At 70.2% G+C, this 15119-nt stretch carries 12 protein-coding genes; 5 read left to right on the top strand and 7 right to left on the bottom strand.

Features of this window, described 5'->3' with window-relative positions:
- The first annotated feature begins 63 nt into the window (after nucleotides 1-63).
- Both glgA and glgC read left to right on the top strand, forming a co-directional pair.
- Nucleotides 64-1221 (top strand): glycogen synthase, encoded by a 1158-nt coding sequence (gene glgA / locus L942_RS09975; protein ID WP_037357883.1) that lies wholly within the window; start codon nucleotides 64-66, stop codon nucleotides 1219-1221.
- Complete coding sequence (glgC, locus tag L942_RS09970; protein ID WP_037357880.1) at nucleotides 1218-2435, top strand: glucose-1-phosphate adenylyltransferase; 1218 nt, start codon at nucleotides 1218-1220, stop codon at nucleotides 2433-2435. The genes glgA and glgC overlap by 4 nt, the downstream gene beginning before the upstream one ends.
- A gap of 18 nt (nucleotides 2436-2453) precedes the next feature.
- Here glgC and L942_RS09965 read toward each other — a convergent pair whose 3' ends face one another.
- On the bottom strand, nucleotides 2454-3650 hold the full coding sequence (locus L942_RS09965; protein WP_200862765.1) for a nucleotide disphospho-sugar-binding domain-containing protein: 1197 nt from the start codon (nucleotides 3648-3650) through the stop codon (nucleotides 2454-2456).
- A gap of 244 nt (nucleotides 3651-3894) precedes the next feature.
- On the opposite strand from L942_RS09965, the gene L942_RS09960 reads away from it, so the two are divergent.
- The 3 genes from L942_RS09960 (at nucleotide 3895) to L942_RS09950 (ending at nucleotide 6371) form a co-directional block, all read left to right on the top strand.
- On the top strand, nucleotides 3895-4542 hold the full coding sequence (locus L942_RS09960) for an SGNH/GDSL hydrolase family protein (RefSeq protein ID WP_200862764.1): 648 nt from the start codon (nucleotides 3895-3897) through the stop codon (nucleotides 4540-4542).
- Nucleotides 4543-4760: 218 nt separating this feature from the next.
- On the top strand, nucleotides 4761-5486 hold the full coding sequence (locus L942_RS09955; RefSeq protein WP_037357877.1) for a GntR family transcriptional regulator: 726 nt from the start codon (nucleotides 4761-4763) through the stop codon (nucleotides 5484-5486).
- A gap of 150 nt (nucleotides 5487-5636) precedes the next feature.
- Nucleotides 5637-6371 carry a sulfite exporter TauE/SafE family protein gene (locus L942_RS09950; RefSeq protein ID WP_037357875.1) on the top strand — a complete coding sequence of 245 codons (735 nt, stop codon included), beginning with the start codon at nucleotides 5637-5639 and terminating at the stop codon, nucleotides 6369-6371.
- Between the two features lie 38 nt (nucleotides 6372-6409).
- Here L942_RS09950 and L942_RS09945 read toward each other — a convergent pair whose 3' ends face one another.
- Genes L942_RS09945 through L942_RS09920 form a run of 6 tightly spaced genes read right to left on the bottom strand, consistent with a single transcriptional unit; the run spans nucleotide 6410 to nucleotide 15044 of the window.
- Nucleotides 6410-8239: a sialidase family protein gene (locus L942_RS09945; RefSeq protein ID WP_037357873.1), complete on the bottom strand. Its 1830-nt coding sequence runs from the start codon at nucleotides 8237-8239 to the stop codon at nucleotides 6410-6412.
- The gene (locus L942_RS09940) at nucleotides 8236-10242 is read right to left on the bottom strand and encodes a beta-galactosidase (protein WP_037357871.1); all 2007 of its coding nucleotides are present in this window, start codon (nucleotides 10240-10242) and stop codon (nucleotides 8236-8238) included. Before L942_RS09940 ends, L942_RS09945 begins: the two co-directional genes overlap by 4 nt.
- Nucleotides 10242-11171 carry a dihydrodipicolinate synthase family protein gene (locus tag L942_RS09935; protein ID WP_037357869.1) on the bottom strand — a complete coding sequence of 310 codons (930 nt, stop codon included), beginning with the start codon at nucleotides 11169-11171 and terminating at the stop codon, nucleotides 10242-10244. The genes L942_RS09940 and L942_RS09935 overlap by 1 nt, the downstream gene beginning before the upstream one ends.
- On the bottom strand, nucleotides 11168-12127 hold the full coding sequence (locus L942_RS09930) for an oligopeptide/dipeptide ABC transporter ATP-binding protein (RefSeq protein WP_037357867.1): 960 nt from the start codon (nucleotides 12125-12127) through the stop codon (nucleotides 11168-11170). Before L942_RS09930 ends, L942_RS09935 begins: the two co-directional genes overlap by 4 nt.
- Nucleotides 12124-14085, bottom strand: coding sequence for a dipeptide/oligopeptide/nickel ABC transporter permease/ATP-binding protein (locus L942_RS09925; RefSeq protein WP_037357865.1), 1962 nt, complete (start codon nucleotides 14083-14085; stop codon nucleotides 12124-12126). The genes L942_RS09930 and L942_RS09925 overlap by 4 nt, the downstream gene beginning before the upstream one ends.
- A complete protein-coding gene (locus L942_RS09920) occupies nucleotides 14085-15044 on the bottom strand; it encodes an ABC transporter permease (protein WP_037357863.1) in 960 nt (319 codons plus the stop codon). Before L942_RS09920 ends, L942_RS09925 begins: the two co-directional genes overlap by 1 nt.
- Nucleotides 15045-15119: the final 75 nt, after the last annotated feature.

Raw genomic sequence — 15119 nt, 5'->3', positions numbered from 1 at the left:
GCGAACCGGATTCGCCCGCATTCCGTACTGCGTTGCTCCGGTGGGGACGTCTAGGGTCAACGCATGAAGGTCGGCCTGCTCACCCGGGAGTACCCGCCGGACGTGTACGGGGGAGCGGGGGTGCATGTCGAGTTCCTCGCGCGGGAACTGCGGTCGCTGGTCGACCTGGACGTGCACTGCTGGGGTCCCGACCGCCCGGACGGCGCACACGGGCACCGCGACGCGCACGGGTACGCCCAGCCCGCGTTCGCCACCATGGACATCGCGGTTTCGATGGCGGACGCGCTCGCCGGACACGATCTCGCGCACAGTCATACCTGGTACGCGAACCTCGGCGGCCATCTCGCGAAGCTCGCGCACGGCATCCCGCACGTCGTCACCGCGCACTCGCTCGAACCGCTGCGGCCGTGGAAGGCCGAGCAGCTCGGCGGCGGCTACCGGGTGTCGTCGTGGATCGAGCGCGACGCCTACGAGGCGGCGGACGCGATCATCGCGGTCAGTTCCGGCATGCGGCGCGACGTGCTCGCCGCGTACCCGAACGTCGACCCGGCGCGGGTGCACGTGGTGCGCAACGGCATCGACACCGAGCTGTACCAACCCGATCCAGGCACCGACGTACTGGAGAAGCACGGCATCGATCCGAACCGGCCGTACGCGCTGTTCGTCGGCCGGATCACGCGGCAGAAAGGCGTGCCGCACCTCGTGCGCGCCGGGGCCGCACTCGAGGAAGACGTGCAGCTCGTCCTGTGCGCGGGCGGCGCGGACACGCCGGAGCTGGACGCGGAGTTCCGCGGACTGGTCGCGGAACTGCAGGAAAAGCGGTCCGGCGTGCACTGGATCCCGGAAATGCTGCCGCGCCGCGAAGTCGTCCAGCTGCTGACGCACGCGCTGGTGTTCGTCTGCCCGTCGGTGTACGAACCGCTCGGCATCGTGAACCTGGAAGCGATGGCCTGCGGCACCGCGGTGGTGGCCAGCGACGTCGGCGGAATCCCGGAGGTGGTCGCCGACGGCGAGACCGGGGTGCTGGTGCATTACGACGAGAACGAGCCCGGCGCTTTCGAGGCCGGGCTCGCGCGCGGGATCAACGACCTGGCCGCCGACCGCGCCCGGGCCACCCGGCTGGGCCTCGCCGGACGGGACCGCGCGGTGGGAGAGTTCGGCTGGCCGGCGATCGCCGCCGCGACGGTCGGGGTGTACGAGGCGTGCGGGAGGGTTTCGTGATCGACGGATCCGATGTGCTGGGAATCGTCCTCGCCGGCGGCGAGGGCAAACGGCTGATGCCGCTGACCACCGACCGCGCGAAACCCGCGGTCCCGTTCGGGGGCGTGCACCGGCTGGTCGACTTCGTGCTCTCCAACCTCGTGCACGGCGGGATCCGCCGGATCTGCGTGCTGACGCAGTACAAATCGCATTCGCTGGACCGGCACATCTCGACGACGTGGCGGCTGTCGTCGCTGACCGGCGAGTACGTCACGCCGGTGCCCGCGCAGCAGCGGCTGGGCCCGCGCTGGTTCCAGGGCAGCGCGGACGCGATCCACCAGAGCCTCAACCTCGTGCACGACGAATCGCCCGCGTACATCGCGGTGTTCGGCGCGGACAACATCTACCGGATGGACCCGCGCCAGATGATCGACGCGCACATCGCGTCCGGCGCGGGCGTGACGGTCGCCGGCATCCGCGTGCCGCGTTCGGAAGCCCGCTCGTTCGGCGTGATCAGCACCGAGGACGGCACCAAGATCGACGCGTTCCTGGAGAAGCCCGAGGACCCGCCGGGCCTGCCGGATTCGCCGGACGAGTCGTACGTTTCGATGGGCAACTACGTCTTCACGACGCAGGTGATGCTCGACGCGCTGCACGCGGACGCCAAGAACCCGGCGTCCAAACACGACATGGGCCGCGACATCATCCCGGCTCTGGTGGAAAAATCCGAGGCGGCGGTCTACGACTTCAACGGCAACGTGGTTCCCGGCGAAACCGACCGGGACCACGGCTACTGGCGCGACGTCGGAACGATCGACAGCTATTACGACGCGCACACGGACCTGATTTCGACGCAGCCGATTTTCAACCTGTACAACCGGAAATGGCCGATCCTGGCCCATCCCGGCCAGCGCGCGGCGGCGAAATTCGTGGAAGGCGGCACGGCGACCCAGTCGATCGTCAGCAACGGCTGCATCATTTCCGGGGCGCAGGTGGTCGATTCGGTGCTGTCGCCGGACGTTTTCGTGGAGAACGGCGCGGTCGTGCAAGGCTCCGTGCTGCTGGACGGGGCCCGCGTCGGGCGCGGCGCGGTGGTGCGGCGGGCGATCCTGGACAAGAACGTCGTCGTCCCGCCCGGCGCGCACATCGGGGTCGATCTGGCGAGGGATCGTGGCCACTACCACGTGAGCGACTTCGGGATTGTCGTGCTGGGCAAGGGGGAAACGGCGATCTAGCCGCCGCGGTCCCGCGGTTCAGCGGAGAGCCGCGACCGCGCGCGCGAGGACGTCGGCCGGAGTGGGCTGCTCGCTCATCTCCGTCCGCACCTCCGCAGCCGCCTTGCGGAACGTCTCGTCCTCGAGCAGCTGCGAGACCAGCTTCCGCACCGCGGGAACGTCCGCAGTGGCCGGATCATGGCTCAGCCCGACGCCCCGCTCGACCACCCGCTCGGCCGACATCGGATTGTCCGCGAAACTGGGCAGAACCAGCTGCGGCACGCCGTAGAACAACGGCGCGGCAGTCGTTCCGGAACCCCCGTGGTGCACGATCGCCGCACACCCCGGCAGGAAAACCGACAGCGGCAGATACCCCACCGACCGGACATTCCCCGGCAGCTCGCCCAGTTCGCTCAGATCAGCAGTGCCCGCCGCGAGAATGACTTCGACGTCCATCCCGCCGAGCGCGTCCAGCACCACCTTCAGGCTGCTGACCCCGGACATCGCCGGCACCACCGTGCCCAGCGTGACCGCCACCCGAGGCCGGTCCGGCTTCCGCAGCACCCACTCCGGCAGCACGGCTCCGCCGTTGTACGGCACGAACCGCATCGGCCACCACGGCGCGCCGTCGCGTTCGTCGAGCGGCGCCTCGTCCGCGCGCAGCCCGCCCATGCTCGGCGCCCGCGGGTCGATCCGGGCGAGGACGTTCGGCGGCGCGTCGCCGAGGCCGAGCTTCTCGCGCATCAGCGTCACGAGTTCGCCGCCGAAGAAGTCGTCGTGCTCGGTGCGCCACGAGCGGTCGCGGGCCGACCACGAGATCCGGTTGCCGACCTCGAGCGCGGGCACGCCGAGCGCGACCGCGGCGAGCCCGCCGGCCCCGTGATCGGACGGATAGACGACGAGGTCCGCGCCGAACGCCCGGCCCGCCTCGATCGTGCCCTCGGTCATGGCGGCGGTGAAGAGCCCGAACGGGCCCGGGTACTGCCGCGCGATCCGGTATTCCTCCGGTTCGTCCGGATCCGGGGCCCCGCCCTTGACGGCAGCCAGCAGGTCGGTCCAGATGTCGCGGCCGGGGAAGACGTCGGCGACCGGCAGCCCGGCCCGCGCGGACACCTCGGCGATCTCGGCGGTGGTGGCCAGCAGCACGTCGTGCCCGGCGGCCCGGGCGGCCCAGACCACCGGGATCAGCGGGAGCGTGAGCCCGTGCCCGGGCGCGGTCGCGAACAGGATCTTCACCTCCCCGAGACTGCCAGAACCGTGACGTCGCCCGCATCCCGGTTTCGGTTCGCGCACTCCGGTAACGAGCGGGGCCGCGGCGGCGACACATCCGCAGATCGTCTCTCCCCGGAAAGGCCCGGTCCCCATGCGAAGATCCCGTGTCGCGGCGTTGCTGACCCTCGTCGGCCTCGGCATCGCGATGTCCCCCGCCGTCGCCGCCGACGCCGGGCAGACCAGCACCTGGTGCACGAAGAAATAGCAGGTGGCGATCTTCGGCACCTCGGCCGACACCGGCTACGGCACCACCGGCTACCAGTCCACTACGGACACTTACGCGCCGACCACGTACGGCTGGACCACGAAAATCGCCAACGACCTCCACGCCGAGTGGAACACCACGACCAAGAACTACGCGCACAACGGCGCGATGGCCACCGACTACCTCCCCGGCGGCCGCTGGCCCGACACGGCCGGCGCGCTCGCCGACCTCACGCAACGCCAGCCCGACCTGGTCCTGGTCGACCTCGGCGGCAACGAGCTGATCGCGCAGGTCGACCCGGCGGTGTTCAAGGCGAACCTCGGCAAGCTCATCGACAACATCCGCGCGGCGCGGCCCGGGGTGGACATCCTGCTGTCGATCTACGCCGAGCTGAAGTGGACGCCCAACCCGTGGGGCGGGCAGACGCAGAAGTACACCTGGGCGCAGTACGGCTCGGCGATCTACCAGACGGCGGTCGCCAAGGGGACGGCGCTCGTCGATCTGCGGCAGTACATCCCGCCCGCGGGATCGGCGAATCTGCCGAACCCGAGCCCGTGGCTGTCGGACAACGTGCACCTGAACGACGCCGGGAACCTCGCCGAGTACGGGATGTGGTGGGGCTGGACGTCGAGCCTGGGGAGCATCTGCTGAACGGTGCCGCCCGTGGCCGCCGAAACGCGGCGTGGGGCAGCTCGGACGACGCGCTGACCGTTCCCGGCCTCGTCGGGACGGTCGGCGCGGCTGGTGCGGCAGGTCGCGGTGGCGGAATGGGCGAGGGTGCCGTGCATTGCCGCTGCTCACGGCGTTTCCGCAGGTCAATGTGGGTGGCGTAACCTCGGCGTAATCAAAATCCCGGTAGCGTCGCCGTCGTGGTGACTACGCAGCGGAGGGCGGAACGGGCCCGGCAGGTGGCCGACGGCCTGCGGCAGCGGATCGTCGCGGGCGAGGTCGGCGAGCTGCTGCCGAGCGAGCGCGCGTTGGGCGAGTGGTTCGGCGCGTCGCGCAACGTCGTGCGGGAAGCGCTCGGCTTGCTGCGGGACGAAGGGCTCGTCGAACGCCGGCAGGGAGTCGGGACGCTCGTCGTGCGCCCGAAATACGGGCACGGGCTCGATCGGCTGACCGGGCTGGCGGAGGCGCTCGAAGGCCACGGCGAGGTCGTGAACGAGGTGCGCACCGCCGAGCCGGTCGCCGCGCCGCCGTCGGTGGCGGAACGCCTCGGGCTGGCGGCGGGGGAAGAGGTCGTGCACCTGGAGCGCGTCCGGCGGCTGGGCGGGGCGCCGTTGTCTCTGGACTCGACCTATCTGGTGGCGGATCTGGGGATTCCGTTGCTGGGGAAGGATCTGGCGCACCGGGATCTGTTCGCGCTGCTGGAGGAGACCAACGGGATCCGGCTGGGGCGGGCGGAGGTCGAGGTGCACGCGGTGTCGGCCGGGCCGGATACGGCGGCGCTGCTGGACGTCGCCCCGGGGACGGCGGTTTTCGCGCTGGACCGGTTGACCCGGTTGCCGGACGGGCGGCCGGTGGACGCGGAGTGGCTGCACATCCGCGCGGACCGGCTCACGCTCCGGGCGACCCTGCATCGCGGCCCCGGGTGAGCGAGGCGCGTCGTGAGTGCTGATGCCGGTTAGAACCGGCATCAGCACTCACGACGACGGGTCCGGGCCGGGGTGCACCAAGATGGGAGTGATTCGATTGGCCAGCCGCGCATTCTGGCGCATTCCGCTGGGAGGAACCGGCTTCCGGCGGTGGCGCAGGTGATCGCCGCGCTCGTCGTCACCGGGCTGCTCGCCGGGATCGGCATCACCGCCGTCGGGCCGGGCGGGGTGCTCGCGACGGTCGGGTTGTTCGTCTTCACGTCGCTCAGCCCGGCGCAGGTGGCCGGGACGGCGATCGTCACGCACGTGGCCACCGGGATCCTGGGCAGTGCCGCGTTCGTCCATTCCGGACAGTTGCGGGAACCGGAAACGCGGCGGGTGGCGGGAGTTCTCGCCGCGGCCGCGACCGTCGGCACGCCGCTGGGCGTGCTGCTGAACTCCGCGGTGTCCACCAAGGCCTTCGGGATCGTGCTCGGCGGGTTCGCGCTCGTGGTGGCGGTGTTCGTCGGGTTGAAGGGACGGGAGCGGCCGGTCGGGCTGCCGGTCGCCGGGGCGATCGGAACCGGGGTCGCGGTCGTGGCGGGACTCGTCGGGGTCGGCGGGCCGATGCTGGCGGTGCCGTTGCTGGTGGTCGCCGGGATGCCGGTGCTCGGGGCGCTCGCCGCGGCGCAGGTCCAGTCGGTGGTGATCGCCAGCGTCGGCACGCTCGGGTACGTCCTGCACGGCGCGGTCGACTGGCCGCTGGCGGCGATCGTCGGGATTCCGGAGCTGGCGGGCGTGTTGATCGGCTGGCGGATCGCGCACGCCTTGCCGGCGAAGACGCTCAAGGCCGCTCTCGTCGCGGTGCTGGTCGGGATCGCGCCGTATCTGGCCCTGCACGGCTGAAGCCGGGCGGCTCCCAAAGGAACCGCCCGGCTTCGGAATCACCGGTCGAAGGGGAGGTGCAGGACCGCTCCGGAGACGGGTTTCCCGGCGCGGACGGTGTTCAGCTCCACAGTGGACAGTGCGCGGCGGTAGAGCCGCGTGTCGTCCAGCGCACCGGAAAGGTGCTGCGCGCCGTCCAGGCGTTCGCCCAGCCACAGCTGAAACGAGACAGTCTGGGTGACCGAACCGGGGGAGTCCGGACCGGAAGCCGCCAGCGCGCCGTCGACCAGGATGCGGAGCTGGCCGCCCGAGCGCTGGAGCACGACGTGGTGCCATTGCTGATCGTCGTACGCGGATCGCGTGCTGACCGAGGTGCTTCCGGCCGCGGTGGTCATCATCGCGATCAGCCGGTGCGCCGAGGGTTCGGCGCGCAGCCACAGCTGCGGCGCGGTCGAGCCCATGCCGCCCAGCCACAGGAGGGCTTGCGGATCCTTCGAAGCACCGTAGTCGACCCAGGTGGAGAAGGTGAAGTCACCGGAGCCGACCAGTTGCGCCGGCGAGTACGGGACGCGCACGAAGGCGTTCTTCAGTTGCAGGGCCTTGCCGAATTTCCCGGGGACCGAGCTGGCGGCACCGAGGATCCGGGCGGGCTGTCCGCCTGCGAGGTCCGGAGTGGACACTCCCGGGGAACGCTTCCAGCCGAGGTAGTTCTCGTCGAAACGGGCGAAGCGGATCTCGTCGCGGGCGTCCACCGCGCCGCCCTCGTACATCAGGCCGATCTTCGCGTTCTTGTCTTCCGGGCCGCTGAGCTGGACCAGGTCGGAGTAGCCGGACCAGTCCGTGGTGATCCGGGTGCCCTGGTCGGCGTTTTCCCAGGTGCGACCGTCGTCATAGGACGAACGGATGGTCATCCAGCGCCGCCGGTCGGTGTCGGCGGGGGAGGCGAACAGGATCCGCTTGCCGCCGGGGCGGTCCAGGCGCAGCAGCGAACCCTGCACCATCGGCGTGACGAGGTCGGGAATCGTGGTGAAGCGCTGGGAGAACGTCTCTCCGCCGTCCCGGCTCAACGCGTAGTCGCGGTTGCCGATGTCGGTGCCGCTCTGCTCGCGGCCGCCGGCGTAGATGGTGCCGTCCGGCAGCTCGACGGCGCTGACTTCCGACGGCTTCTGGGTGAAGGTGCCGCCCACTGGGTGCAGGTAGTTGTCGACCGCGCCGACATGCCAGGAGGAACCACCGTCGTCGCTGTAGATCAGGCCGGCGTAGTTTTCGACGGAGTGGGTGCCGTCGCTGCGTTCGGCGTTCACTCCGAAGACGAGCCGGCCGGCGTGCCTGCCGTGCTGAAGCTGAATGCCGTGCACCGGACCGGAGGCGTACCAGGAATCCCACGCGGGCAGCTTCGCCTGCGCGCTGATGTCGACCGGCGTGGACCACGTGCGGCCGTCGTCGGTGCTGTACTGCGAATGCGGTGTGCGCGGGCACGGCACGTCGCAGCCCTTGTCGTCGGTGCGGCCCTTGTTGTACGTGGTGATCAGGACGATCCGACCGGTCTTGGTGTCCACAATGGGCACGGGATTGCCGTGCGTGTCACCGCCGCCGCGGTTCACCACCTGCAGCGGCGACCAGGTGGCGCCGCCGTCGGTCGACCGCTTGAGCACGAGGTCGATGTCGCCGGTGTCGCCGCAGTTGTCCTTGCGGCCCTCGGCGAAGGCCAGCAGCGTGCCGTGCGTGCTGCGGACGATGGCCGGGATGCGGAAGCACGCGTAGCCGGTTTCCTGATGCGGGTTGAAAAGAGCCATCTGGTCGAACTGCGGCGCGGCCTGGGCCGCGCCCACGGGAGCGAGGAAAGCCAGCAGCACGAACGCCAGCACCACGCGAAGGGCGGATCTCATCTGGGCTCCGTTCCGAACTGTCCGGAAAGGACGGCCACGCCGTGCGCGGCCAGTTCCACTTCCGGCGATGGCTGAGCGGGATCGGCGAGCAAATCGGTACCGGGCGAAGGCAGGGAAACCGTGACGGTTTCGGCGTTGTGATTGAGCAGGAACAGATAATCGTCGGAACCGTGCCGGACGACCGCCTGGACGCCGTCCGGCAATCCGGGAAGCACCGGCGAAACCCCGGCGTCGGCGGTGATCCGGTCGAACAGCTCGCGCATCACGTCCGCGTCCGGCCGGGTGCCGAGGTACCACGCGACGCCGGAGCCGAACTCGTGCCGCGTGATCGCGGGACGGCCGGCCAGCGGGCCTTCGGCGAAAGCGGCCACGATGTCCGCGCCCTCGGCCTCGATCCATTCGGACCAGATGGTCGCGCGCACCGAGGCACCGTCGAGGTCGAGGGTGGTGGAACCGCCTTCCGGAAGCGGCCAGAACTCGTCGACGCGCAAGCCGAGAAGGTCCCGCAGGGGCGCTGGGTAGCCGCCGGGGTATACCCGGTCGTTCTCGTCGGCGATGCCGGAGAAGAACGACACCACCAGATGTCCGCCGCGTTCCACGTAGGAGCGAAGGTTGGCCGCGACCGCACTGTCCATCAGGTACAGATTGGGCGCCACGACGAGCCGGTAGCCGGACAGGTCGCGCGACGGGTGCACGACGTCGCAGGTGACGTTCGCGTCGAACAGCGGCGCGTAGTGCGCGAGGTGCGCGTCGAGCTGGCTGAGGTCGTCCGACGGATGCGAGTTCAGCTCCAGCGCCCACCAGCTGTTCCAGTCGTGCAGGATCGCGACGTCGGCCTTCACCCGGCTGTCCGCCAGCTGCGGCAGCGACGCCAGCTCCTGGCCCAGATCGCGCACCTCGCGGAAGGTGCGGGTGTCCGGACCGCCGTGCGGCACCATCGCGGAGTGGAACTTCTCGGCCCCGCCCGGAGTTTGCCGCCACTGGAAGAACAACACCGCGTCCGCGCCGCGCGCGACGGCCTGCCAGCTGCCCAGCCGCATCGTCCCGGGCGGCTTCGGGCTGTTGCGGGTGCGCCAGTTCACCGCGCTCGGCGCCTGCTCCAGCAACAGCCACGGCTGGCCGTCCTTGAGGGACCGGACGAGGTCGTAGGCGAAGGCCGCTTCCAGATGCCCGCGCGGATCGTACGGGTCGGGGTAGGAGTCGAGACTCACGACGTCCTCGTGCGGCGCCCACTTGTTCCAGTCCAGCGATTTCTGCACCAGGCCGACGAAGTTCGTGGTCACTGGTACGTCCGGGGTGATCCGGGCCAGCACCTCGCGCTCGGTGAGGTAGCAGCCGAGCGACGCGTCGGACGAGAACCGGTGGTAGTCCAGCTGGTGCGCCGGGTTCGGGAAGGTCGGGGCCACGCGTGGCGGCTGCACCTCGGCGAAGTCGGAATATCGCTGCGACCAGAACGTCGTGCTCCAGGCTTCGTTCAACGCCGCGATGCTGCCGTAGCGTTCGATCAGCCAGCGCCGGAAGTCTCTTGCGGACTCGTCGCAATAGCAGGCGCGGATGTGGCAGCCGAATTCGTTGCCGATATGCCACATTTCCAGTGCCGGGTGCCCGGCGTACCGGGTGGCGACCTGCTCGACCAGCCGGGCGGCGTGCTCGCGGAACACCGGGCTGGACGGGCAGAACTGCTGCCGCGCCCCGGCGGACAGCCGGGTGCCGTCCGCGCGCACCGGAAGGATTTCCGGGTACCGGTGGGAAAGCCACGGCGGCGGCGAGGCCGTCATGGTGGCCAGGCAGGCCCGGACGCCCCCGGCGGCGAGGTTGTCCAGGACCGGGTCGAACCAGACGAAATCGAATTCGCCCGGCCGCGGTTCGATCTGCGCCCAGGAGAAAATCCCGACCGTCACCATCGAAACCGAGGCCTCGGCCATCAGTTTCACGTCTTCCGCCCACACGTCGGGCGACCAATGCTCGGGGTTGTAATCCCCGCCGTAGTACAGCCGATCCATCAGAGGAGACCCGCTTCCGCTAGTTTTCCCTTGATCTGCAGCAGTTCGTCGTCGTTGAGGGGGAGTTGCGGCGGCGCCATCACCGCGTTGTCGATGAAACCGCGCATTTTCATCGACGCCTTGAACGCGCCGAGCGCGGCCGACCCGCGGCCCATCCGGCTCGGCGGCGCGACGTCGGTGATGCTGAACAGCGTCAGCAGCCGTTCCTGTTCGCGCCGCGCCGCCTGCGGGTTGCCGCCGCGGAAGTGGTCGTAGATCAGCACGTAGCCGACCGGGTCGACGTTGCCGAGCCCCGGCACCGCACCGTCCGCGCCTTGGGCGAGCGCGGCGTCCACGAGCAGTTCGGAACCGGTGAACACGGCGAAGCGCGCAAGCCCGCGTTCGCGCCGCTGCTGCAGCACCGTCCGGAATCCGGCTTCGTCGCCGCTGGAATCCTTGAGCCCGGCCAAAACGCCGTCCTCGGCCAGGTTCAGCACCAGCTCGCGGTCGAGTTTCGTGTGCACCGCCATCGGGATGTCGTAGGCGAAAATCGGCAGCGACGTCCGTTCGTGCAGCAGGCGGAAATGCCGGTCGATCTCCGCGACGTGCGTGCGCGTGTAGTACGGCGCGGTCACCACGATGGCGTCCGCTCCGGCGGCCTCGGCGGTCTTCACGTGCTCCGCGACGCGCAGGGTCGTCATGTCGATGCAGCCGGCGAGCACCGGGACGCGGCCGGCGACCTGGTCGACCGCGGTTTCGACGGTGATCCGGCGCTGGTCGTCGGGAAGGAAGGCGACCTCGCTGGACGAGCCGAGCACGAAGATCCCGTGCACGCCGGCGTCGAGCTGGAATTCGATGTGCCGCCGCAGCGACGCGGTGTCCACGGTGAAGTCGTCGTGGAACGGCGTGCACAGCGGCGGGATGATGCCGGCGAACGTGGGCGCAGTCATGAGGCAGTCACTCCGGTTTCTGGGTGGATGCAGCGATAGGTGTGCTCGTCCGGCCCGGACTGCGGTGGCAAGGCCAGGGAGCATTCGTCGGTGGCTTTCGGGCAGCGGGTGTGGAACGGGCAGCCGGGCGGCGGCGCGGTGGCCGACGGCACGGGTCCGCTGAGGACGATCGGTTCCACCGGGTGCAGCAGGCTCGGCGTCGCCGAGAACAGCGCCCGCGTGTACGGATGGCGCGCGTCGTGCGGCAGTTCGGCGGCCGGAGCCTGTTCGACGATCCGGCCGAGGTACATCGTCACGATGCGGTCGCTCATCCGGCGCACGGTCTGGATGTCGTGCGAGACGAACACCATCGCCAGTTCGAGCTGTTCGCGCAGGTCCAGCAACAGGTTCAGGATCTGCGCGCGCACCGAAACGTCCAGCGCGGACGTCGGTTCGTCGGCCACCAGCAGCGCCGGGCGCAGGGCGAGCGCGCGGGCGATCGCCACGCGCTGCCGCTGCCCGCCGGAAAGCTGCGACGGCAGTGCGTCGGCCACACTGGACGGCAGGCCGACGAGGTTCATCAGCTCCCGGACCCGACCGGCGCGCTCGGCGGCGGTGCCGATCTGGTGCACGTCGAGCGGGTCGCGCAGGATCTTCGCGACCGGAAGCCGCCGGTTCAGCGCGGTCGACGGGTCCTGGAAGATCATCCCGACGGTGCGGCCCAGCTCGGCCGGACGCAGCGCGGACAGCGGCTGGCCCGCGTACTGAACCGTGCCCGAAGTCGGCTTCTGCAACCCGACCAGCACCTTGGCCAAAGTGGACTTTCCGCAGCCGGATTCGCCGACCACGCCGACAGTTTCGCCCTTCTCGATGGACAAGGTGGCGTCGGTCAGCGCGTACACCTTGTCGTGTCCAAAAAGGCCCGAGCCGCGGATCTTGTGCACGACGTGCACGCCGTCTACTTCGACGAGACTCACGCCTGCGCTCCTTCCGTCAGGACCGCGACCGGGCTCTCCGCGGGGTAGTGGCAAGCGACGAGATGCCCGTCGCCCGCCGGTTCAGGCGCGACCTCGAAACAATGCCCGCGCGCGGCCGGACAGCGGCTCGCGAACCGGCAGCCGGCCGGGAAGTCCGCCGGTGCGGGCACGACGCCCTTGATCTGCGTGAGCGTCGCTTCGTTCTCCTCCAGCGACAGCACCGCGCTGAGCAGGCCCCGGGTGTAGTGGTGCTGCGGCGCGCCGACGACCGCCGCGGTCGCACCGGTTTCCGCGACCTGTCCGCCGTACATCACCACCACCCGGTCGGCGATGTCGGAGACCAGCGCGAGGTCGTGCGAGACCAGGATCAGCGCGAAGCCCAGTTCCTCCTGCAGCCGCAGCAAAAGCGCCATGATCTGCGCCTGCACGGTCACGTCGAGCGCCGTCGTCGGTTCGTCCGCGACGATCAGCTTCGGGCTGCGCGACAGCGCCATCGCGATCAGCACGCGCTGCCGCTGTCCGCCGGACAGTTCGTGCGGATACGCCCGCAGCGTCCGGCCCGGGTCGAGGTTGACCAGTTCCAGCAGCTCCTCCGGCGTGCGCGTGCCGCCGCGCCGGGTGAACTGCTTGAGCTGTGCGCGGATCGTCATCGCCGGGTTCAGCGAGCTCAGCGCGTCCTGGTAGATCATCGCCAGGTCGTGCCCGAGATGCCGGCGGCGGACGCTCGGCTTCATGGCGAGCAGGTCGTCGCCCGCGAACCGGATCTCCCCGCGGAGCCGCGCGGCGTCCGGCTGCAGGCCCATGATCGACAGCGCGGTCAGCGATTTCCCGCACCCCGACTCGCCGATCAGCCCCAGCACTTCCCCGGAACGGACCGAAAAGGACACTCCGTCGACCACGTTCACGCCGTTGTGCCGGTCCGGGAACGAAATCGCGAGATTCTCCACGGACAGCACGGTGTCCCGGCCGGAGAGGTCCCGTGCCTTCGCCGCCAGCCGCTGCCCGGCCTCGCGCAGGCCGCGCAGCGGCAGCACCGGGGCGGTGGTCTCCGGGGCCAGTTCGATCCGCTGCGCCGCTTCGGCCGCCTTCGCGGTGCGAGCCGACGGCGCGGCCCAAGCGTCGGAGATCCCTTCGGAGAGAATGTTCAACGCCAGCACGGTGATCAAGATCAGCAGGCCGGGGAACAGCGTCGCCCACCAGCCTCCGGTCAGCACGAGGTCCTTGCCGTCCGACAGCACCGAACCCCACGACGGATCGGGCGGCTGGATCCCGGCGCCGATGAACGACAGCGAAGCCTCGAAGACGATCGCGTCCGCGACGGTCACCGTGCAGTACACGAGGATCGGCGCGGCGCAGTTGACCGCGACGTGCCGGGCGAGGATGAACAGCCGTTTCGCGCCGATCACCCGTTCGGCCGCCACGTAGTCCTCGCCGTACTGCGCGAGGACGTTCGCGCGCACCACCCGCGCCACCGGAGCCATGTTGAGGAAGCCGATGGCGAGGATCAGCACGAGGATGCCGCGGCCGAACACCGCCACCAGCACCGCGGCCAGCGCGATGCCGGGGAAGGCCATCAGGACGTCGAGCACCCGCATGACCACGCCGTCGACCCGGCGGCCGGACGTCGCCGCGAACGCCCCGACGACGACACCCGCCACCAGGGCGAGCAGCGTCGCGCCGAGGCCGATCGCGAGCGACCAGCGGGTGCCCGCGACCAGCCGGGAGAAGATGTCGCGGCCGGACTGGTCGGTGCCGAACCAGTGCGCCGCGCTGGGCCCGCCGGTGTCGGTGCTGAGCAGGTCCGGGTTGTGCGTGGCCACGGCGGTGCCGAGGATCGCGACGAGCCCGAGCACGACCAGCACGGCCAATGCGATCCACGAGGACAGGGGAAGCCGCCGGAACCGGACGCCGGGCCGGGAGAGCCGGGCGGTCAGGTTCGGGCGGAGGGCCGGGCGCATCACGAGCGGCTCCGCAGACGGGGGTTGGCGACGAGATAGAGCACGTCGACGACGAGGTTCACCAGCACGAATCCGGCCGCGATGGTGATCACGAAGCCCTGCACCTTGGCGGTGTCGCCGTCCTGCACGGCCTGGATCATGTTCTGGCCCATGCCGGGCAGCGCGAACATCGTCTCGATCACCACCGCGCCGCCGAGCAGGTAGCCGACCCGCAGGCCGAGCACGGTCAGCGGGTTGACCAGCGCGTTGCGCAGCACGTTCCGCCCGACCACCACGACCGGCGGCAGCCCGCCGCCGCGCGCGGTGCGCACGTAGTCCTTGTCCAGTTCCTCGACCATCGACGTCCGGATCACCCGGGTCAGCTGCGCGGCGACCGGCGCGGCCAGCGCGATCGCGGGCAGCGTCAGCGAGTTCAGCCAGCCGGAGAACGAATCCGCCGGGCTGACGTAGCCGCTGGTCGGGAACAGGCCCTTGCCGACCGCCAGCCACTGCACCAGCAGCAGCGCGATCCAGAACGCCGGCGCGGCGACGCCGGCGAGCGTCACGAACCGGATCAGGTGGTCCGGCCAGCGGCCGCGGAACAACGCCGAGGTCACGCCGAGCACGACCGAGACGACGAGCGCGAGCGCCAGGCCGAGCAGGGTCAGCTGCACGGTGAGCGGGAGCGCGGTGGCGATGGTCTGGCCCACCGGCTCCTTCGTGATCACGCTCGTGCCGAAATCGCCCTGCAGCAGATGCCACACGAAATGCACGTACTGCAGCGGCAACGGGTCGAGCAGGCCGTTCTGCTCCCGGAACTGCTGGAGCTGGCCGGCGGTGGCGTTGGCGCCGTTGAACGCGGCCATCGCCGGGTCGACCGGCGAGAACCGCATCACGATGAACACGAACAGGATCACGCCGAGCAGCAGCGGGATCAGGGCGAGGATGCGGCCGGCCAGCATCCGCACGACGACTGTCACTTGCCGGACCTCCTGTCAGACCTGTTGGGCGAAAGGGCATGGTGGGGTCGTGAGTGGCAGTGCCGGTTAGAACCG

The sequence above is a fragment of the Amycolatopsis orientalis DSM 43388 genome (assembly GCF_000411975.1).
Lineage (GTDB): Bacteria > Actinomycetota > Actinomycetes > Mycobacteriales > Pseudonocardiaceae > Amycolatopsis > Amycolatopsis orientalis_D.
The sequence above is the reverse complement of the archived record's forward strand: the minus strand, read 5'-3'. Positions and strand labels throughout refer to the sequence as shown.

What these genes read in the sequence shown, in the direction of transcription:
- glgA (WP_037357883.1), top strand. Translation starts at nt 64, where the DNA reads ATGAAGGTCGGCCTGCTCACCCGGGAGTACCCGCCGGACGTGTACGGG.
- L942_RS09945 (WP_037357873.1), bottom strand. Translation starts at nt 8,239, where the DNA reads ATGAGATCCGCCCTTCGCGTGGTGCTGGCGTTCGTGCTGCTGGCTTTC.
- L942_RS09940 (WP_037357871.1), bottom strand. Translation starts at nt 10,242, where the DNA reads ATGGATCGGCTGTACTACGGCGGGGATTACAACCCCGAGCATTGGTCG.
- L942_RS09935 (WP_037357869.1), bottom strand. Translation starts at nt 11,171, where the DNA reads ATGACTGCGCCCACGTTCGCCGGCATCATCCCGCCGCTGTGCACGCCG.
- L942_RS09925 (WP_037357865.1), bottom strand. Translation starts at nt 14,085, where the DNA reads ATGCGCCCGGCCCTCCGCCCGAACCTGACCGCCCGGCTCTCCCGGCCC.